This window comes from Paraburkholderia sp. USG1 (assembly GCF_031570135.1).
Classification (GTDB): domain Bacteria; phylum Pseudomonadota; class Gammaproteobacteria; order Burkholderiales; family Burkholderiaceae; genus Paraburkholderia; species Paraburkholderia dioscoreae.
In genome coordinates this window covers 297,579-316,325 of sequence record NZ_JAMWXW010000001.1, presented here as the reverse complement: position 1 = coordinate 316,325, position 18,747 = coordinate 297,579, and the positions used below count along the sequence as shown (strand labels likewise).

Annotated in this window: 19 protein-coding genes; 13 read left to right on the top strand and 6 right to left on the bottom strand. The window is 63.2% G+C overall.

The features are described from left to right. The first annotated feature begins 56 nt into the window (after window positions 1-56). Window positions 57-1,229 carry a D-alanyl-D-alanine endopeptidase gene (gene pbpG / locus NE850_RS01585; RefSeq protein ID WP_035518006.1) on the top strand — a complete coding sequence of 391 codons (1,173 nt, stop codon included), beginning with the start codon at window positions 57-59 and terminating at the stop codon, window positions 1,227-1,229. 95 nt (window positions 1,230-1,324) lie between these two features. Here the strand turns inward: pbpG and NE850_RS01580 are convergent, their stop codons facing one another. Then, window positions 1,325-2,131 (bottom strand): IclR family transcriptional regulator, encoded by an 807-nt coding sequence (locus NE850_RS01580; RefSeq protein ID WP_007181277.1) that lies wholly within the window; start codon window positions 2,129-2,131, stop codon window positions 1,325-1,327. A 179-nt stretch (window positions 2,132-2,310) separates the two neighbouring features. Between NE850_RS01580 and NE850_RS01575 the strand changes: the two genes are divergently transcribed. Both NE850_RS01575 and NE850_RS01570 read left to right on the top strand, forming a co-directional pair. Next, complete coding sequence (locus NE850_RS01575; protein WP_007181278.1) at window positions 2,311-3,033, top strand: (Fe-S)-binding protein; 723 nt, start codon at window positions 2,311-2,313, stop codon at window positions 3,031-3,033. Between the two features lie 125 nt (window positions 3,034-3,158). After that, entirely contained in the window at window positions 3,159-4,574 is a 1,416-nt protein-coding gene (locus NE850_RS01570; RefSeq protein WP_007181279.1) for a lactate utilization protein B, read from the top strand. A gap of 227 nt (window positions 4,575-4,801) precedes the next feature. On the opposite strand, the gene NE850_RS01565 is transcribed toward NE850_RS01570, so the two are convergent. Then, complete coding sequence (locus NE850_RS01565) at window positions 4,802-5,365, bottom strand: hypothetical protein (RefSeq protein ID WP_310698369.1); 564 nt, start codon at window positions 5,363-5,365, stop codon at window positions 4,802-4,804. A gap of 269 nt (window positions 5,366-5,634) precedes the next feature. On the opposite strand from NE850_RS01565, the gene NE850_RS01560 reads away from it, so the two are divergent. From NE850_RS01560 to iscX, 10 genes are all read left to right on the top strand, one after another. Further along, a complete protein-coding gene (locus NE850_RS01560; RefSeq protein WP_007181281.1) occupies window positions 5,635-5,874 on the top strand; it encodes a hypothetical protein in 240 nt (79 codons plus the stop codon). A 164-nt stretch (window positions 5,875-6,038) separates the two neighbouring features. Beyond that, window positions 6,039-6,536, top strand: coding sequence for a low molecular weight protein-tyrosine-phosphatase (locus tag NE850_RS01555; RefSeq protein ID WP_310698368.1), 498 nt, complete (start codon window positions 6,039-6,041; stop codon window positions 6,534-6,536). Between the two features lie 141 nt (window positions 6,537-6,677). Then, entirely contained in the window at window positions 6,678-7,208 is a 531-nt protein-coding gene (iscR, locus tag NE850_RS01550) for a Fe-S cluster assembly transcriptional regulator IscR (RefSeq protein ID WP_007181283.1), read from the top strand. Between the two features lie 74 nt (window positions 7,209-7,282). Continuing rightward, the gene (locus NE850_RS01545; RefSeq protein WP_007181284.1) at window positions 7,283-8,506 is read left to right on the top strand and encodes an IscS subfamily cysteine desulfurase; all 1,224 of its coding nucleotides are present in this window, start codon (window positions 7,283-7,285) and stop codon (window positions 8,504-8,506) included. 71 nt (window positions 8,507-8,577) lie between these two features. Then, entirely contained in the window at window positions 8,578-8,991 is a 414-nt protein-coding gene (gene iscU / locus NE850_RS01540) for a Fe-S cluster assembly scaffold IscU (RefSeq protein ID WP_007181285.1), read from the top strand. Window positions 8,992-9,146: 155 nt separating this feature from the next. Beyond that, on the top strand, window positions 9,147-9,470 hold the full coding sequence (gene iscA, locus NE850_RS01535) for an iron-sulfur cluster assembly protein IscA (RefSeq protein ID WP_007181286.1): 324 nt from the start codon (window positions 9,147-9,149) through the stop codon (window positions 9,468-9,470). Window positions 9,471-9,625: 155 nt separating this feature from the next. After that, entirely contained in the window at window positions 9,626-10,153 is a 528-nt protein-coding gene (hscB, locus tag NE850_RS01530; protein WP_007181287.1) for a Fe-S protein assembly co-chaperone HscB, read from the top strand. A gap of 150 nt (window positions 10,154-10,303) precedes the next feature. After that, window positions 10,304-12,175 carry a Fe-S protein assembly chaperone HscA gene (gene hscA, locus NE850_RS01525; RefSeq protein WP_007181288.1) on the top strand — a complete coding sequence of 624 codons (1,872 nt, stop codon included), beginning with the start codon at window positions 10,304-10,306 and terminating at the stop codon, window positions 12,173-12,175. A 148-nt stretch (window positions 12,176-12,323) separates the two neighbouring features. Beyond that, window positions 12,324-12,665 carry an ISC system 2Fe-2S type ferredoxin gene (gene fdx, locus NE850_RS01520; protein WP_007181289.1) on the top strand — a complete coding sequence of 114 codons (342 nt, stop codon included), beginning with the start codon at window positions 12,324-12,326 and terminating at the stop codon, window positions 12,663-12,665. 15 nt (window positions 12,666-12,680) lie between these two features. Further along, complete coding sequence (gene iscX / locus NE850_RS01515) at window positions 12,681-12,878, top strand: Fe-S cluster assembly protein IscX (RefSeq protein WP_007181290.1); 198 nt, start codon at window positions 12,681-12,683, stop codon at window positions 12,876-12,878. Window positions 12,879-13,017: 139 nt separating this feature from the next. Here the strand turns inward: iscX and NE850_RS01510 are convergent, their stop codons facing one another. The 4 genes from NE850_RS01510 to recJ all read right to left on the bottom strand — a co-directional run bounded on the left by NE850_RS01510 (window position 13,018) and on the right by recJ (window position 18,732). Further along, window positions 13,018-13,764, bottom strand: coding sequence for a glycine zipper 2TM domain-containing protein (locus tag NE850_RS01510; protein WP_007181291.1), 747 nt, complete (start codon window positions 13,762-13,764; stop codon window positions 13,018-13,020). A 286-nt stretch (window positions 13,765-14,050) separates the two neighbouring features. After that, entirely contained in the window at window positions 14,051-15,592 is a 1,542-nt protein-coding gene (gene lysS, locus NE850_RS01505; protein ID WP_165186564.1) for a lysine--tRNA ligase, read from the bottom strand. A gap of 154 nt (window positions 15,593-15,746) precedes the next feature. Then, window positions 15,747-16,851, bottom strand: a protein-coding gene (prfB, locus tag NE850_RS01500; RefSeq protein WP_007181293.1) for a peptide chain release factor 2 whose coding sequence is annotated in 2 segments (ribosomal slippage) — window positions 15,747-16,769 and window positions 16,771-16,851 — 1,104 coding nt in all. Because the reading frame shifts where the segments join, the coding sequence is not laid out codon by codon here. A 174-nt stretch (window positions 16,852-17,025) separates the two neighbouring features. Further along, window positions 17,026-18,732 carry a single-stranded-DNA-specific exonuclease RecJ gene (recJ, locus tag NE850_RS01495; RefSeq protein WP_007181294.1) on the bottom strand — a complete coding sequence of 569 codons (1,707 nt, stop codon included), beginning with the start codon at window positions 18,730-18,732 and terminating at the stop codon, window positions 17,026-17,028. Between the last annotated feature and the right edge of the window lie 15 nt (window positions 18,733-18,747).

Below are 18,747 nucleotides of genomic sequence, written 5' to 3'. Positions count from 1 at the left end.
TTTCGTTGTTTTACTACACTTGCGGAAACCCTCTCGCCGCTCCCTACCGAACACCCATGAAAACCGACATGTTTTCGTCGCTAAAAGTGATCCACGGCGCGGCCCGCAGCACCGCTCTGTCGGTGGCCGCCTCCATGGTCATCGCAGCGGCGTTCGCCACGCCCGTGAGCGCTTTTGCCGCCACGCCCGCTGCAACTGCAAAAACCTCCAAACACGCGAAAGCGGCCAAAAAGCCGGCCGCCGCCCCTGCCAAGGTGTCGAAGGCGTCGAAAGCTGCGTCTGCAAAGACCGTAGCCGCTAACGACGACGCGCCTCGCGCGGGCGTCAAGCGCAAGCGCGTAACGTACACGTCGAATGGCCGTCACCACTCCGTGGTGCGCCGTGTGGCGTACGAGCCGCGTCCGCCGAGCGTCGGCCAGGCTTTCGGCCTGCACGAAACGCCGGACGCGCTCATGCTGCGCTCCAGCGTCGCCTACGTGATCGATCAGAACTCCGGCGAACCGCTTTTCGACAAGAATTCACGCGCCGTGGTGCCGATCGCGTCGATCACCAAGCTGATGACCGCGATGGTGGTGCTCGATTCGAAAGAGCCGATGACCGACCAGATCGAAGTCACTGACGAAGACCGCGATTACGAAAAGAACACCGGCTCGCGTCTGTCGGTGGGCTCGGTGCTCTCGCGTGAAGACATGCTGCATATCGCTCTGATGGCGTCGGAAAATCGCGCGGCCGCAGCGCTGTCGCGTTATTTCCCGGGCGGCCGTCCGGCGTTCCTCGCGGCCATGAACGCGAAGGCAAGGCAGCTTGGCATGACCGACACGCACTTTGAAAACCCCACGGGTTTGACGAGCCAGAACGTCTCCAGCGCGCGCGACCTCGTGAAGATGGTCAATGCGGCGTATCAGTATCCGCTGATCCGCAGGTTCTCGACCGATCACAGCTACGAGGTGTACACCGGCAAGCGCTCGCTGGCGTACAACAGCACGAATGCGCTGGTGCGTAACCCGACGTGGGACATCGGTCTGCAAAAGACCGGCTTCATCAACGAAGCGGGTGAGTGTCTCGTGATGCAGGCGACCATTCATGGTCGCCCGATGATCATGGTGCTGCTCGACTCGTCGGGAAAATACTCGCGGTTCGCGGACGCAACGCGTCTGCGCACGTGGCTGGATAATGGTGGCGACCAGCCGCGCATTACCAGCGCGGACGCCGGCGGTTCGGGTACCTGAAGCGGTTCGTCGGTGGCCGGTTCGCGGAATCGGCCTGCATAAAAAACGCCTCGCAATGCGAGGCGTTTTTTTGTGCGCGAACGCCGGACGCCGGCTTACGCGTGATGGCTAGGCGAATGGTCTTGCGTGGGTTGCGGCCGGTAGCCGAGCGACTCGGAGATCATCAGCGCGGTCTGACTGACCTGGCCGAGCCAGGAATCCTGCAGACGGTCCGCCGGCGCCGACAACGACAGGCCGGCGACCAGCTTGCCGGTGTCGTCGTAAATGCCGGCAGCGATGCAGCGCACGCCGAGTTCCAGTTCTTCGTTGTCGCGCGCGCAGGCTTGCTGGCGCACATGAGACAGTTCGCGCTCCAGTTTGGCCAGGTCGGTGATGCTGTTCTGCGTGTGGCCTGACAAGCCAGTGCGCGTGGCGTAGGCCCGTACGCGGGTGGATTCGTCCGCGGCGAGAAACAGCTTGCCGACGGAAGTCAGATGCAACGGCGCCCGCCCGCCGATGGCGCGCACCACCTGCATGCCGGAACGCTCGGAATAAGCGCGTTCGATATAGACGATCTCGTCGCCCTGCCGGACCGACAGGTTCACCGTCTGGCCGGTCTGACGGTGCAGTTCACGCATTGGCGTGAGCGCCGCGTCGCGTACCGACAGGCGGGCTTTCACCAGATTGCCGAGTTCGAGCAGGCGCATGCCGAGGCGGTAAGTGCCGGGGTCCGACCGGTCCACCAGCCGGCACATAACCATGTCGTTCAGGATGCGGTGCGCGGTGGAAGGGTGCAGCTCGGTGCGGATGGCGAGTTCTTTCAGGCTGACCGGGTCGCTATGCGCAGCCAGTGCATCGAGCAGGCGCATCATGCGTTCGATCACCTGGATCGAAGTTTTGGGATCCGGGTTCGTATCGCTCATGGGAGGAATCGGTTGACGCGTCAAACAGCGGAAATTGATTGTATCCCGTATTGTGAAAAAAAAGAAAGCGGTTGGAGGCGCTATTCCAATTTAACTTGACGTATGTCCTATGCCCTCCGGCCGTTGGTATTGTGCGCCAAACAGCGGATAATCAGGGACGTTTTCCCGAAGGAGGGCTCATGCGAGTCGGATTGTTCGTTACCTGCCTGATCGACCTGATGCGTCCCGAGATCGGGTTTTCGGTCATCAAGCTGATCGAAGCCGCCGGTTTCGAAGTGGTGGTGCCACCCGCCCAAACCTGTTGCGGGCAGCCCGCGTACAACTCGGGCGAACGGCGCATTGCGCGCGATCTGGCCGAGAAGACCCTGCGCGAGTTCGAACAGTTCGATTACGTCGTGGTGCCGTCCGGTTCGTGCGGCGGTATGATCCGCGCGCATTACGGCGATCTTTTTGCCGACGACCCGGAACTGATGAACCGCTTCGGCCGGCTGCGCGCCAAGGTATTCGAACTGACCGATTTCCTCGTCAACGTGGCCAGGGTGCAGTTGCAGCCGGGCGAGTTCGCGGGCCAGGTGACGTATCACGATTCCTGCTCCGGATTGCGTGAGCTCGGCGTGAAAGCGCAGCCGCGCGCCTTGCTGGCACAGATCGGCGTGACGGTGAACGAGATGAAGGATTGCGAGCATTGCTGCGGCTTCGGCGGCACGTTCGCGCTCAAGTACGGCGATATCTCCACGGCGATCGTCGACGAAAAATGCGCGAATATCGGTGCGAGCGGCACCGGCACGGTGGTGCTCGGGGATCTCGGCTGCATGCTCAATATCGAAGGCCGCTTGCGGCGTACCGGCGACGCGACCACGCGGGTGCTGCACATCGCACAGGTGTTGGCCGGCGACGTGTAACGCGGCTTGCCGCACCCCCGCCGTGTTCAGATACGCACGCTTCATGCGTGCTTTTTCCGATTACGCCGATCCTGCCGGCTCCGCCGATTTACGCCGATTTACGCCGATTTACGCATAAGGCCGCCATGCAAGTCCAATCCATGCAATTCAAGGCACGCGCTGGTCAGAAGCTCGCCGACCAGCGGCTGCAGCAGAACCTGACCAAGCTGTCGACCAAATTCGTCACGGCCCGTGCTACGGCCATGACCGAGATCGACTTTCCGGCCACGCGCGCCGCGCTGAAGGAGCGCCGCAATCGCGCGCTGGACAATCTCGACGTGTGGCTGGAAACCTTCGAGCGCGAGGCTGCTCGGCGCGGCGTGACCGTCCTGTTCGCCGAGACGACCCAGGAGGCTGCGCGGCTCATCGGCGACATTGCGCGCCGGCACGAGGTGAAGAAGGTGATCAAGACCAAGTCGATGGTCACCGAAGAAATGCGCCTGAACGAAGTGCTCGGGCAAATGGGCGTGCAATCCATCGAAACGGATCTGGGTGAGTACATCCTCCAGATCAACGGCAACGAGCCGCCGAGCCACATCATCGCGCCGGTCGTCCACAAAGATAAGGACGAGATCGCGGATCTTTTCGCGAAGACTCACAACCGGCCGCGCCTGACCGAAATCACCGACATGACACGCGAAGCGCGCGAGATGCTGCGTCCGCATTTCATGACGGCGGACATGGGGGTGACGGGCGGCAACTTCGTGGTGGCGGAAACCGGCTCGGTCGTGCTGGTCACGAACGAGGGCAACGAAGGCATGTGCACCGTCATGCCACGCGTGCATGTGGCCGTGACGGGTATCGAGAAAGTGTTGCCCACGCTCGAAGATCTGGCCACGGCAATGCGTCTGCTGCCGCGCTCGGCGACCGGGCAGGCCACCTCGAACTACTTTTCCGTGTTGACCGGGCCGCGCGGCGAGGGCGATCAGGACGGTCCCGAACACATGTACGTGGTGCTCGTCGACGGCGGGCGCACGGGGTTGATAGGCGGCGATTTCCAGGAAATGTTGAGGTGCATCCGTTGCGGCGCGTGCATGAACCATTGCCCGGTGTATCAGAAGGTGGGCGGCCACGCATACGGCTGGGTGTATCCCGGCCCGATGGGTTCGGTGTTGACGCCGAGCTATGTCGGTATCGACAAGGCGCTGGATTTGCCGCAAGCCGCGACCTTGTGCGGCGAGTGCAACAGCGTGTGCCCGGTGGGGATTCCCTTATCGGATCTGTTGCGCAAGCTGCGGGAGAAACAGGTGGAGCGGCGCCTGCGGCCCTGGAAAGAGCGCGCGGGGCTCGCCGTGTGGGGTTTCCTGGCGCTGCATCCCGACGCTTACGCGCTTTTCACCAAGCTGGCGGTGCGCGTGCTGGAGCGCATGGGCGGAAGGAAGCGGTCAATCGCCCGGCTGCCGCTAGGCGGCGCCGGTTGGACCAATACGCGGGAGATGCCCGCTCCGGTCGGACGGACGTTCAGGGAGTTGTACGCCGCGCAGCGCAGCCATATTGGCTGAGCAGGTTTTGCTGAGGGGGCGTGCGGTCGTATCTCACCGATTGGTGGCATTGGGCGCGAGCCGTAGATCGCAGCATCGCGGTGGCTGGGTCGCGCTTCCACAGGGGTTCCCAAGCCTACTCATACAGAGCAGCCTGGAAGCGGCCTAACGTCGCCGGGCTTGCCGTTACGCAATTACATCGCGAACGTGGGGCCTGGTGTCCGTCCGCTGCGCCCGGCGCTCTGTCGTCAGTGATCCGTCATCTGGCCGGACTGGCGGCCCGGCACTCCGCGTACGGGCGCAGCATTGTTGCCGTTGCCACGACCGCCACCGTTGCCAGCCTGTTGCGGCGGCGGAGGTGGGGACGCGTTGGCGGCCCCCGGTCGAGGCGCATTTGATCCGCTGGGGCCCCGCGGGCCGCCCACCGCGCCTTGGGGCGGCGGTCCGCCGTGCGACCCACCGCCGCCACCCGGCTGACCGTGCGAGCCGCCGTTATCGCCGTGGTTGCCGTTGTTTCCATAGTTGCCATTGTTCGGCCTCCCACGGTCGGGATAGTCCCCATAGCCGGGTCCGCGTCCGTAATAGCGGCCCGGCCCGTCGTTGTAGTAGCCCGGCCCGGAGTAATTGCCATAACCCATATAGATGTTGGTTTGCGGCACGACCGGCACGCCGGTGGCGTAGCCGTCGTAACCGTCATAGCCGCTATATCCGCCGTTGGCATTGCCGTACATCGGCGTACCGTCCGGGTAGACCGCACAGCCGCCCAGCAGGGCGGCAAGGGTGACGCAGGCGATTGGTGCAAAGCGTTTCATGTGATGGACCAGTGCGAGGGCTTATATCAATAAGACCGCTATTATCGCCATCCGTCGCAGCGGCTTTGTGTGCGTTTGTAAGGATTTCTTTTTTATGCCACGAACCACGCTAACGGCGCGCGCTGCAACAACAGCCGATTGACTGTTCCATTGAGAGCAACGATCTGTCTCGCTGCGTTGGGTTTTTCCCGATTGCGTATTCCTATAGGATTTCGACTGGGCATAGTGGAATACAAACCCATGCGCCCGCAATCGGAAGAAACGACATCATGAAAAAGGCAATATCGGCGTACTGGCCGCTCGCCATCGTTGTGCCGCTGGCTGTGGCTGCCTGTCTACATATACTCAGCGACGCTGCCTCGCACGCGTCGCAAACCCCGCTCGCCGCTGGCCAGTTGACGGCTGAGCTTGCGCGCGCCGTCTCGTACGGCATGGTCGACGCCGCCTCGACGCGGCCGGCAAAACCCATGCGCGCCGCCGCCGCGGTGCCGCTCGCGGAAGCGTCGTAAGCACGAAGGCTAGCGCGACCGGTTTGGCGAGCATGGCCGTCGCCGTGCCGAAGGTGACCACCGCGAGCCGGCGCCCGGCGAGATTTCGGTGAGCTTTGTATAATCTCGGCACCTATCTTGATAAACATCGGCCGACGCGCCTCGCGCGCCTGAAAAAACCCCTGATGAAAACCGTGTCCATCTGCTTTGTCTGCCTCGGCAACATCTGCCGTTCACCGACGGCGGAAGGTGTGATGCGCCGTCTGGTGGTCGAAGCGAAGCTCGCGGAGCACATCCTGATCGATTCCGCCGGCACAGGCGACTGGCACATCGGCCAACCGCCGGACGCGCGCGCGCAACATGCGGCTGGCCAGCGAGGGTACGAACTCGCGGCCTTGCGCGGCCGCCAGATCGCGGCGGTGGATTTCGAGCGTTTCGATCTACTGATCGCGATGGACGACAAAAACGTCGTCGCGTTGCGCCAGGTCTGCGCACCGGACCAACGCGACAAGATTCGTCTGCTGATGGAATTTGTCCCCGAAGCGGACGCCCGCTGGGGCGGCGCCCGTGAAGTCGTCGATCCGTATTTCGGTGGCGCGGAAGGTTTCGAGCAGGTGCTGGACCAGTGTGAGGCGGCCTGCCGCGGCCTGATCGCGGCGTTGCGCCCCCACTTGCAGGCGTAGGGTTTGACCAGGGTTCGACGATAGTGCGCAGCCCCATCCAACAATTAAGCAAATGACCCAAATCGCAATAGGGATACTTGACTAAATCGGTCATGTATTTATACTTGACAAAACTTGTCGAGAATTGCGGTTCCCACACATATGAGACTCACCACGAAAGGCCGTTTCGCCGTCACGGCGATGATTGACCTGGCACTGCGCCAGGAGCAGGGCCCGGTGACGCTTGCGGGTATCAGCCAGCGCCAGCACATCTCCCTGTCGTACCTCGAGCAGCTGTTTGGCAAGCTGCGTCGTCACGAGATCGTCGAGTCCGTGCGCGGACCGGGCGGCGGCTACAATCTGGCCCGCCGCGCTGAAGACGTGACCGTGGCCGACATCATCATCGCGGTCGACGAGCCGCTCGACGCCACCCAGTGCGGCGGCAAGGGCTCGTGCGAGGGCACCAAACAGCACGACGGCCACTGCATGACGCACGAACTGTGGTCCACGCTGAACCAGAAAATGGTCGAGTACCTCGATTCGGTCTCCCTGAAGGATCTGGTCGATCAGCAGCGTTCGCGCGAAGGGTCGCCGGCTGTGTTGCGCGACAGGCGCAACGAGGCGCCGGCGGTCGAACCCGTCCGCGTGGCGCCGAAAGGGCCCAATTCCGTTTTCAACATGGCCGGTTCCTAGGCATGGTGCAAAGCAGCACCGCAGCCTGATCAGGAACCCAGAAGCCAGAGCACATGACGTCCCCGGAGCAATTGATGAATAACGACACTCTCCATCTGCCCATCTACATGGACTACAGCGCGACGACGCCGATCGATCCGCGCGTGGTGGACAAGATGATTCCGTACCTGCGTGAGCAGTTCGGCAACCCCGCATCGCGCAGCCACTCGTATGGCTGGGACGCGGAGCGCGCGGTCGAAGAAGCGCGTGAGAATGTCGCCGCGCTGGTCAACGCAGACCCGCGCGAAATCATCTGGACCTCGGGTGCAACGGAGTCGGACAACCTTGCGCTCAAGGGTGCCGCGCACTTCTACAAGAGCAAGGGTAAGCACATCGTCACGGTGAAGACCGAGCACAAGGCCGTGCTCGACACCTGCCGCGAACTCGAGCGCGAAGGCTTCGAAGTCACGTATCTGGACGTCAAGGACGACGGCCTGCTCGACCTCGAAAAGTTCAAGGCCGCGCTGCGTCCGGACACGATTCTGGTGTCGGTCATGTCGGTGAACAACGAGATCGGCGTGATCCAGGACATCGAGGCGATCGGCGAGATCACCCGTGAAAAGGGCATCATTTTCCATGTCGACGCGGCGCAAGCCACCGGCAAGATCGCGATCGACCTGCAAAAGCTGAAGGTCGACCTGATGTCGTTCTCGGCGCACAAGACCTACGGTCCGAAGGGCATCGGCGCGCTGTACGTGCGCCGCAAGCCGCGTATCCGTATCGAAGCGCAGATGCACGGCGGCGGTCACGAGCGCGGCATGCGTTCGGGCACGCTGGCCACGCACCAGATCGTCGGCATGGGTGAGGCGTTCCGTATCGCGCGTGAAGAAATGGCGACGGAAAACGAACGTATCCGTATGCTGCGCGACCGTCTGCTGCGCGGCCTGTCGGAAATGGAAGAAGTGTATGTGAACGGCGACATGGAAAAGCGTGTGCCGCACAACCTGAACATCAGCTTCAATTTCGTGGAAGGCGAATCGCTGATCATGGCGGTGAAGGACGTGGCGGTGTCGTCGGGCTCGGCCTGTACGTCGGCTTCGCTGGAACCGTCGTACGTGCTGCGGGCGTTGGGCCGTAACGACGAACTGGCGCACAGCTCGATCCGCTTCACGGTGGGCCGCTTCACGACCGAGCAGGATGTCGATTACGTGATCAACCTGCTGAAGACCAAGATTTCGAAGCTGCGCGACTTGTCGCCGCTGTGGGAAATGCACAAGGACGGGATCGATATTTCGACCATCCAGTGGGCAGCGCACTGACGCGCCGTCTGGACGAAGTCGAATTCATCGAATTGCAAATTGCAGGTTGAAACGGATCAAGGAGTTTAATCATGGCTTATAGCGACAAGGTTCTGGACCACTACGAAAACCCGCGCAACGTCGGTTCCTTCGCGAAAGACGACGATGCGGTCGGCACCGGCATGGTCGGCGCGCCGGCATGCGGCGACGTGATGAAGCTGCAGATCCGCGTGGGCGCGGACGGCATCATCGAAGACGCGAAGTTCAAGACGTATGGCTGCGGCTCGGCGATTGCATCGAGCTCGCTCGTCACCGAATGGGTGAAGGGCAAGACGCTCGATCAGGCCATGTCGATCAAGAACACGCAGATCGCCGAAGAACTGGCACTGCCGCCGGTGAAGATCCACTGCTCGATCCTCGCGGAAGACGCGATCAAGGCAGCGGTCGCCGACTACAAGCAACGCCACGGCGAAGCCGTCGTTGCAGACGAAAAGCAGCACGCCTGATCGAGCGGCGGGTTGCAACGCGGTTTCAGGTGAATCGAAGCGGACGGCGCGAATTCAGACCAGCCGTCCGGCACGAGCGATATTTGATGCAGGCAGGGTAGCAGCGCGTGAGCAGGCGGACGAACGGCCGGCACGCCCGCGCAATGAGAAACGCTATGGCAATTACGTTGACCGAAAAGGCAGCACAGCACGTCCAGAAGTATCTGAACCGTCGCGGTAAAGGCGTCGGCCTGCGCGTCGGCGTGCGCACCACCGGTTGCTCCGGCTTGGCCTACAAGCTCGAGTACGTAGATGAACTCGCGCCCGAAGACGAAGTCTTCGAATGCAACGGCGTGAAGATCATTGTCGACCCGAAGAGCCTCGCCTATATCGACGGCACCGAACTCGACTTTGCGCGTGAAGGGTTGAACGAAGGCTTCAAGTTCAACAACCCGAACGTGAAGGACGAATGCGGTTGCGGCGAATCGTTCCGCGTATAGATCGGGATATTTCCGCGTGCAGCGGATCAAAGGCGGCGCGGGCCGCCTTTTTAGTTTGATCCGCGCATTCGCCTATGCCGCTGTGCTCCGCTTCGTCGAGCCGCGTTTTTAGACTGCACTCCGGTGCGCTTTCCTGAACGGACTTTTTCTATCCGATGGCCTCGCTGAACGACAGCCACTTCGACCTGTTCGACCTGCCGGCGCAATTCGCGCTCGACGCTTCGGCGCTCGATCACGCGTACCGCACGGTCCAGGCGCAAGTGCATCCGGACCGCTTTGCGGCGGCCGGCGACGCGCAAAAGCGCATTGCGATGCAATGGGCGACGCGCACGAACGAGGCGTATCAGACACTGCGCGATCCGTTGACGCGCGCCACTTATCTGCTGCATCTGCGCGGCATCGACGTCGGCGCGGAGAACAATACGGCGATGGAGCCGGCGTTCCTGATGCAGCAGATGGAATGGCGTGAAAGCATCGAAGACGCGGCCGCGGCCAAAAACGTCGACGCGCTCGACGCCTTGCTCACCGAACTGCGCGACGAAGAGCGCATGCGTTTCGACAAGCTCGGCGCCTTGCTCGACAGCGGCGCGAACCAGGCGGCGGGCGAGGCGGTGCGGCAGTTGATGTTCATCGAGCGGGTGGCGTCGGAAATCGGCACGCAGATCGAGCGGCTCGAAAACTAGCGAACCCGAGCGCGCTGTGCGCCCGCTGTGCATCGTAAATCGCCGGCATCAGCGCGGCGATGGCGACCAGAAGCGAACCGAAGCGCCGTAGCATTACATCCAGCAACGCGAAAATTCAGGACGGGGCCGAGCGGCTCCGAGAAGATCCAGATGGCCCTACTGCAAATCTCCGAACCCGGCATGGCGCCGGCGCCCCACCAGCGGCGTCTGGCGGTCGGCATCGATCTCGGCACCACCAATTCCCTCGTCGCAGCCGTACGCAGCGGCGTGCCCGACGTGCTGCCCGACGAAGAGGGCCATGCGCTGCTGCCGTCGGTGGTGCGCTACCTCGAAAAGGGTGGCCGCCGTATCGGCCGCACGGCCAAGGCCGAGGCGGCGAGCGATCCGCGCAACACGATCGTCTCGGTCAAGCGCTTCATGGGCCGTGGCAAGGCGGAAGTGGAGGGCGCCGAAAACGCGCCGTACGATTTTATCGATGCACCCGGCATGGTGCAGATCCGTACCGTCGACGGCGTGAAGAGCCCGGTCGAAGTGTCGGCCGAAATTCTCGCCACGCTGCGCCAGCGCGCGGAAGACACGCTCGGCGACGAACTCGTCGGCGCGGTCATCACGGTGCCGGCTTACTTCGACGAAGCCCAGCGCCAGGCCACCAAAGACGCCGCGCGTCTGGCGGGTCTGAATGTGCTGCGCCTGCTGAACGAACCGACCGCGGCCGCGATTGCGTATGGCCTCGATAACGGTTCCGAGGGTCTGTACGCCGTGTACGACCTGGGCGGCGGCACCTTCGACCTGTCGATTCTCAAGCTCACCAAAGGCGTATTCGAAGTGCTCGCAGCCGGCGGCGATTCCGCGCTCGGCGGCGACGACTTCGATCACGCGTTATATCGCCACGTGCTGGAGCAGGTGGGCATTGCACCGCAAACGCTCGCACCGGAAGACGTGCGCCTGCTGCTGGACAGCGTGCGCGTGGCCAAGGAGGCGTTGTCGGATGCGCCGAGTGCAAGGCTGCAGACCACGCTCTCGAACGGCACTGAGATCGATCTGACAATCGGTGAGGCCACTTTCGAGGCCATTACACAGGCGCTGGTTCAGCGCACGCTCGGCCCCACGAAAAAGGCGCTGCGCGACGCCAAGGTCACGACAAAGGAAATCAAGGGCGTGGTATTGGTGGGCGGCGCGACGCGCATGCCGGTGATTCGCCGCGCGGTCGAATCGTTCTTCGGCCAGCCGCCGCTGATCAATCTCGATCCTGATCAGGTGGTCGCGCTCGGCGCGGCGATCCAGGCCGATCTGCTCGCGGGCAATCGCGGCGCGGACGGCGACGACTGGCTGCTGCTCGACGTGATCCCGCTGTCGCTCGGCGTCGAGACGATGGGCGGTCTGACCGAGAAGATCATCCCGCGCAATTCGACGATTCCGGTCGCGCGCGCGCAGGATTTCACCACCTTCAAGGACGGCCAGACGGCGATGGCGATCCACGTCGTGCAGGGCGAGCGCGAGCTCGTCAGCGACTGCCGCTCGCTCGCGCGTTTCGAGCTGCGCGGCATTCCGCCGATGGCTGCCGGCGCGGCGCGTATCCGCGTGACCTACCAGGTAGATGCGGACGGGCTGCTGTCCGTGTTTGCGCGCGAGCAGGGCTCGGGGGTGGAAGCGTCGGTGGTGGTCAAGCCGTCCTACGGCCTCGCCGACGACGACATCGCCAGAATGCTCGAAGACAGTTTCTCGACCGCTGAAATCGACATGCGGGCGCGCGCGCTGCGCGAAGCGCAAGTCGAAGCACAGCGTCTCGTGGAAGCCACCGACGCCGCGCTCGCCGCCGACGCCGAACTGCTCGACGACAGCGAGCGCGCCGAGCTCGACAAGCTGCTCGATGCATTGCGCAACGTCGCGCAAAGCGACGACGTCGATGCGATCGAAGCCGCTACCAAAACTGTCGCCGAAGGCACCGACGAATTCGCCGCCCGTCGCATGAACAAGGGCATTCGCCGTGCGCTCGCCGGCCGCAAGCTCGACGAGATCTGAGCGTTGCGGCAGCGGCCGGCGGGCCGCCTCGTGCCGCCGCCGAAGAAACCGAACCGCGCCGCGTGGACTTAAAAAGTCCTCGCGGCGCCAGTAAAATGGTACGGAGCCTGTTTGCGGCCGCCGTGCCACCGACCCAAACGGAAAATGTATGCCTCAAATCGTTGTGCTGCCTCACGTCGAACTGTGCCCGGAAGGCGCGGTGATCGATGCCGTGCCCGGCAAGAGCATCTGCGACAGCCTGCTCGAACACGGCATTGAAATCGAGCACGCGTGCGAGAAGTCCTGCGCGTGCACGACCTGTCACGTGATCGTGCGTGAGGGTTTCGCCGCCTTGACGCCATCCGAGGAAGACGAGGACGATCTGTTGGACAAGGCGTGGGGCCTCGAACCCACCTCGCGCCTGTCATGCCAGGCCTTGGTGCCGGCCGAGCAGGATCTGGTTGTCGAAATCCCTCGCTACTCGATCAATCACGCGAAGGAAAACCACTAACAGGAGGATGCAGCCATGAAGTGGACCGATACGCAAGACATCGCGATGGCCCTGACTGACAAGCACCAGGACATCGATCCGCAACAGGTGCGTTTCACCGACTTGCACCGTTGGGTGACCGAACTGGAAGGATTCGACGACGATCCTAACCGGTCGAACGAAAAGATCCTCGAGGCGATTCAGGCTGCATGGATTGAAGACGCGGATTATTGAGCGTCTCTGAGGCTTCGACGCCGGTCAGCGGTTTGCGTGCGCTGCTGGGGTTGCGACAAAGAAAAAGGCGACTCGAATTGAGGTCGCCTTTTTCTTTACGCCGGCTGGAAACGCCGTTTGCCGGTGCCTACACCTGCTCTCAGCTTGCCACGAGCGTGCCGTTCTCCACACGCACGCGCTGACCTTGCTGGAACGGCGGCGCTTCATGGTAAGTGAAGTAACGCATCTTGCCGTTCTCCATCCGCACGCGCACCGAGTACGACGTCGTGCTGCGAATATGTTTTTCGACCGAGTTGCCGGCAAGGCCGCCGCCGAGCGCGCCGAGAATGGTCATCGCGGTGCGGCCGCCGCCGCTGCCGAACTGGTTGCCGACCACACCGCCGGCCACCGCGCCGCCGACCGCGCCGATACCCGTGCCATGACCTTCCTGGCGTACCGCCGAGATGGCTTCGACCGTGCCGCACGTCGAGCAGTAGGCGGGTCGTGCGGGCTGTTGCTGGGCGTAGTCAGGAGCCGGCTGCGGGGCTGGCTGCGCCTGTTGTTGCTGCGCGTATTGCTGTTGCGCGGGCGCCGGAGTGGGTGCGGGTGCCGGTTGCGGCTGTTGCGCGGCCTGCTGCTGGGCGGCCTGCTGCGCGCTCAGGTTGGCCGGTGCCGCTGAATCGACCACGCCCGGCTGCGTGCCTTGTGTGGCCACTTGCGCCGCTTGCGTCTGATCGCTTTGCGCGCCGTTGCTGGATGCCTTCGGAAACAGGCCCGTTACGGCCGCCGTGGCGACCAGGCTCGCGATGATCACTGCACCGGCGGCGGTTGCGACGAGCGGGTGAAGCCGGCGTGGTTGCGCGGGCTGTGGAGATTGCGTGGTGGGTTGCGTGTTTGGATTGTCCATTTTTGGCCTCCGTCTTTAGCAGAGTCGACTTTTAATAGACAAAGTGTCTGGCAAATCGATCCTGCAAGGGTTTCAATTTGTAACGATATCCGGGCAATCATCATGCAGGCGCCGCGTCCAAGGCAAGTGCCTGCATAGTGCGCCGCACGTCCGAATCCTCGCGCAGTATGCACTTTTTACCGATAGTTACAAACCGTCAGCCAGGCGCCAGATGTCTTTTTGCGCGATACCACGAAAAACGCCCGGCACGAACCGGGCGTTTTGCTTGTGTTGTACCGCGCTGCGATCAGTCTTCGCGGCGCAGATGCGGGAACAGAATCACGTCGCGAATGCTCGGACTATCGGTCAGCAACATGACCAAACGGTCGATGCCGATACCGCAACCGCCGGCCGGCGGCATGCCGTATTCGAGCGCGCGAATGTAGTCCGCGTCGTAGAACATGGCTTCTTCGTCGCCGGCATCTTTCTGGTCGACCTGCTTCCTGAAGCGGGCAGCCTGGTCTTCCGGATCGTTCAGCTCCGAGAAGCCGTTGGCGATTTCACGGCCGGTGATGAACAGTTCGAAACGCTCCGTGATGCCGTCGACCTTGTCCGACGCGCGCGCGAGCGGCGACACCTCGATCGGATAGTCGATGATGTAGGTCGGCTCCCACAATTGCGACTCGGCGGTTTCCTCGAACAGCGCCAATTGCAGCGCACCGACGCCCGCGTTCAGGAACTGCGGCTGCGATGCATCCACGCCGAACTTCTTCAGTTCGGTGCGCAGGAAAGCGCTGTCTGCGAGTTGCTCGTTCGTGTATTGCGGTGCGTACTTCTGGATCGCCTGCGTGATCGTGAGGCGATGGAACGGCTTGGCCAGATCCAGTTCGCGGCCTTGATACGTGATGGTGGCCGTGCCCAGCGCGTCGATTGCGGCCTGGCGGATCAACTGTTCGGTGAAATCCATCAGCCACTTGTAGTCGGTGTACGCCGCGTAGAACTCGATCATCGTGAATTCCGGATTGTGGCGCACGGACACGCCCTCATTGCGGAAGTTACGGTTGATCTCGAACACGCGCTCAAAGCCACCGACCACCAGACGCTTCAGATACAGCTCCGGCGCGATGCGCAGGAACATCTGCATGTCGAGCGCGTTGTGGTGCGTGGTGAACGGCTTGGCCGCCGCACCGCCCGGGATCGGGTGCAGCATGGGCGTTTCGACTTCCATGAAGTCGGCGTCCGCCATGAACTTGCGGATCGACGAAATCGCCCTGGTGCGCGCGACGAAGGTCTTGCGCGTTTCCGGCGTGACGATCAGATCGACATAGCGCTGGCGATACTTCATTTCCTGGTCGGACAGGCCGTGGAATTTGTCCGGCAGCGGCCGCAGCGACTTCGACAGCAGGCGCAGTTCGGTGCAGCGCACCGAGAGCTCGCCCTTGTTGGTGCGGAACAGCACGCCGCGCGCCGCGACGATGTCGCCCATGTCCCACTTCTTGAAGGCGTCGTACGTTTCCTGACCGACGTCGGCCGGCGTGATGAAGAACTGGATCTGACCCGAGCCGTCGCGCACGGTCGCAAAGCTCGCCTTGCCCATGACGCGCTTGAGCATCATGCGGCCGGCAATCGCGACTTCGAGCGGATTCGCTTCGAGCGCTTCCTTGTCGGAGTGCTCGTATTGCGCTTGCAGATCTTCGGCGTGATGCGTGGGGCGGAAATCGTTCGGATAGGCAACGCCGTGCTCACGCAGTTCGCGCAGCTTTTCGCGGCGCTCGGCAATGATCTTGTTGTCGTCCACCTCGGGCACGGCGTTCGGCTGGGCCGCACTAGGCTGGGTCGGTTCGGTCATGATGATTTGGTATTCGGTGGCCCGCACGGGAGTGGCTCGCATGCGGGTGGCCAGTCAGTAAAAACCTCAGGCGGTGTAAAGAAACAGCGAACAAAAACGAAGAAGCAGCGAAGATACGGCGCGGCGTTGCAAGGGCAGGCCGCGCCGGTTGCGCTTAGACGCCCTGTTTCAGGCTGGCGCTGATGAACGGATCGAGGTCGCCGTCGAGCACGCTCTTGGTATTGCTGATTTCGACATTGGTGCGCAGATCCTTGATACGGCTGTTGTCCAGCACGTACGAGCGGATCTGATGACCCCAGCCCACATCGGTCTTGCCGGCTTCCAGCTTGTCCTGCTCTTCCTGACGCTTGCGGATTTCCGCTTCGTACAGGCGCGATTTCAGCATGGCCATCGCTTCGGCGCGGTTGCGGTGCTGCGAACGGTCGTTCTGGCACTGCACGACGATGCCCGACGGCATGTGCGTGATACGCACGGCCGAATCGGTCTTGTTGATGTGCTGACCGCCCGCGCCGGACGCGCGGTACGTGTCGATCCGCAGATCGGCCGGATTGATGTCCACTTCGATCGAATCGTCGATTTCCGGGTACACGAACACCGAGGAGAACGACGTGTGACGACCGCCCGACGAGTCGAACGGCGACTTGCGCACGAGGCGGTGCACGCCGGTTTCGGTGCGCAGAAAGCCGTACGCGTATTCGCCTTCGATCTTGATCGTGGCGTTCTTGATGCCCGCGACGTCGCCGTCGGTCTGTTCGAGCACTTCGGTCTTGAAGCCCTTGCGCTCGCAGTAGCGCAGGTATTGGCGCAGCAGCATGGCCGCCCAGTCGCACGCCTCGGTGCCGCCGGCGCCGGCCTGGATGTCCAGGAAGGCATTGTTCGGATCCGCCGGGTTCGAGAACATGCGGCGGAATTCCATGTCGGCGACACGTTGTTCGATGCCTTGCGCGTCGGATTCGCAGGCGAGGAGGGTTGCCTCGTCGCCTTCTTCGCGGGCCATGTCGAACAGATCCTGCGCGTCGCGCAGGTCGTTGTCGAGCGACGTGAGTTTGCCGACCGTGTCGTCGAGCAGCTTCTTTTCCCGGCCTAGTGCCTGAGCGTGCTTCGAGTCGTTCCAAACGTCCGGGTCTTCGAGTTCCCGGTTGACTTCGATTAGACGCAGTGCTTTGTCGTCGTAGTCAAAGATACCCCCGTAGCGAGTCCGCGCGAGTGCGCAGGTCCGCCAGTGAGGCTTCGATCGCGTTGAGACGTTCCGCTTCCATGTCGATCTTTTAGCTTCGTAAAAAGGGGAAATTATAGCCGATCGGCGCGGCGCGCCGGCGGCTCTTGAGCGATCCGGCGCGTGTTTGGGGTTGATTTTGCGGAGATTTCCGACGTTTCCGCTACGCCGGACCTTGCCGGGCTGAACGGCGTCAGTCCACCACTAGTCCACCACTTCAGCTAGCCGCGTGCTCAACGATCAGTTGCACGCGCGACACGCCGTTCCACGTGTCGCTCGCGAGGCGGTAGGCGACCGTGGTGCGGGCGGGCAGGGTGTCGGTGTGATTGAACCAGATCGCGTTGAAGCGCTGGCGGCCGCGCACGAGTTGCAGCTTCAGGTGTTTGTCCTTCACCAGCGCCTGCGAGACGATGTCGAATTCGCCCGAAAACACCGGCGCCGGAAAGCCTTGGCCCCACACGGCCGCGTCGAGCATTTCGACGAATTGCGGCGTGAAGTAGGCGTCTTCGAGTTCGCCGTCGGTTTCCACCGTGCGCGAGAGCGCTTCTTCGGACAGCCATTCGCGGCCGACCGCTTCGAACGCGGCGGTGAAGCGCGGCACGTCGGCGGCGGCGAGCGTGAGGCCCGCGGCCATTGCGTGGCCGCCGAACTTGACGATCAGGCCCGGCTCGCGCTTCGAGATCAGATCGAGCGCGTCGCGCAGATGGAAGCCCGCGATCGAGCGGCCCGAGCCTTTGACGGTCTGGCCGCTGTCGTCGGCGAGCGCGAAGGTGAACGAGGGCCGGTGGAATTTCTCTTTCAGCCGCCCCGCCACGATGCCGATCACGCCCTGATGCCAGTCGGGATTGAACAGCGTGATGGTGGTGGTGCCGTCGGGGTCGATCGCCGAGAGGTCGTCGAGCGCCTGCTGCTGCATGCCGGCTTCGATTTCGCGGCGTTCGCGGTTCATCGTGTCGAGTTGCTGCGCGAGATCCCACGCGCGGCCGATGTCGTCGGTAGTCAGGCATTCGATCCCGAGCGACATGTCCGACAGCCGGCCCGCCGCGTTCAGGCGCGGCCCGAGCGCGAAGCCGAGATCGAAGCCCGACGCGCTGCGGGCGTCGCGCGCGGCGGCGCGAAACAGCGCGGCGATGCCCGGCTGCATCTTGCCTTTGCGGATGCGCTGCAGACCCTGCGCGACCAGCACGCGGTTGTTGCCGTCGAGCTTGACCACGTCCGCGACCGTACCGAGCGCGACCAGATCGAGCAGGCCGTCGAGGCGCGGCTCGGGAAAGTTATCGTTGAACGCGCCACGGCGGCGCAATTCTGCGCGCAACGCGAGCAGCACGTAAAACATCACGCCGACGCCCGCGATGCATTTGCTCGGGAACGTGCAGCCCGGCTGGTTCGGATTGACGATCGCGCGGGCGGGCGGCAGTTCGTCGCCGGGCAGGTGGTGATCGGTAACCAGCACGTCGATGCCGAGCGCGTTGGCCGCTTGCACGCCGTCCACGCTGGCAATGCCGTTATCCACGGTGATCAGCAGATCCGGCTTGCCCGCCGCGTTGCGGGCGGCCAGCGCGACGATCTCCGGCGTCAGGCCATAGCCGTACTCGAAACGGTTCGGCACCAGATACTCGATCCGGCCGCCGAACATGCGCAGGCCACGCACGGCGACCGCGCAGGCGGTGGCGCCGTCGCAATCGTAGTCGGCGACCACCAGCATGCGGCGTTTGCTCTGGATTGCGTCGGCGAGCAGGGCGGCGGCGTCTTCGCAACCCTTGAGCGCGACGGGCGGCACGAGCCGCGCGAGGCCGGTTTCGATTTCGTCGGGCATGCACACGCCGCGCGCCGCGTAGAGGCGCGCGAGCACCGGATGCAGGCCGTGGCGGGTGAGGATTTCGGCGTCGACGGGGGACGCGGCGCGCGTAACGATTCGGGTCATACGGAAAGGCCGTGG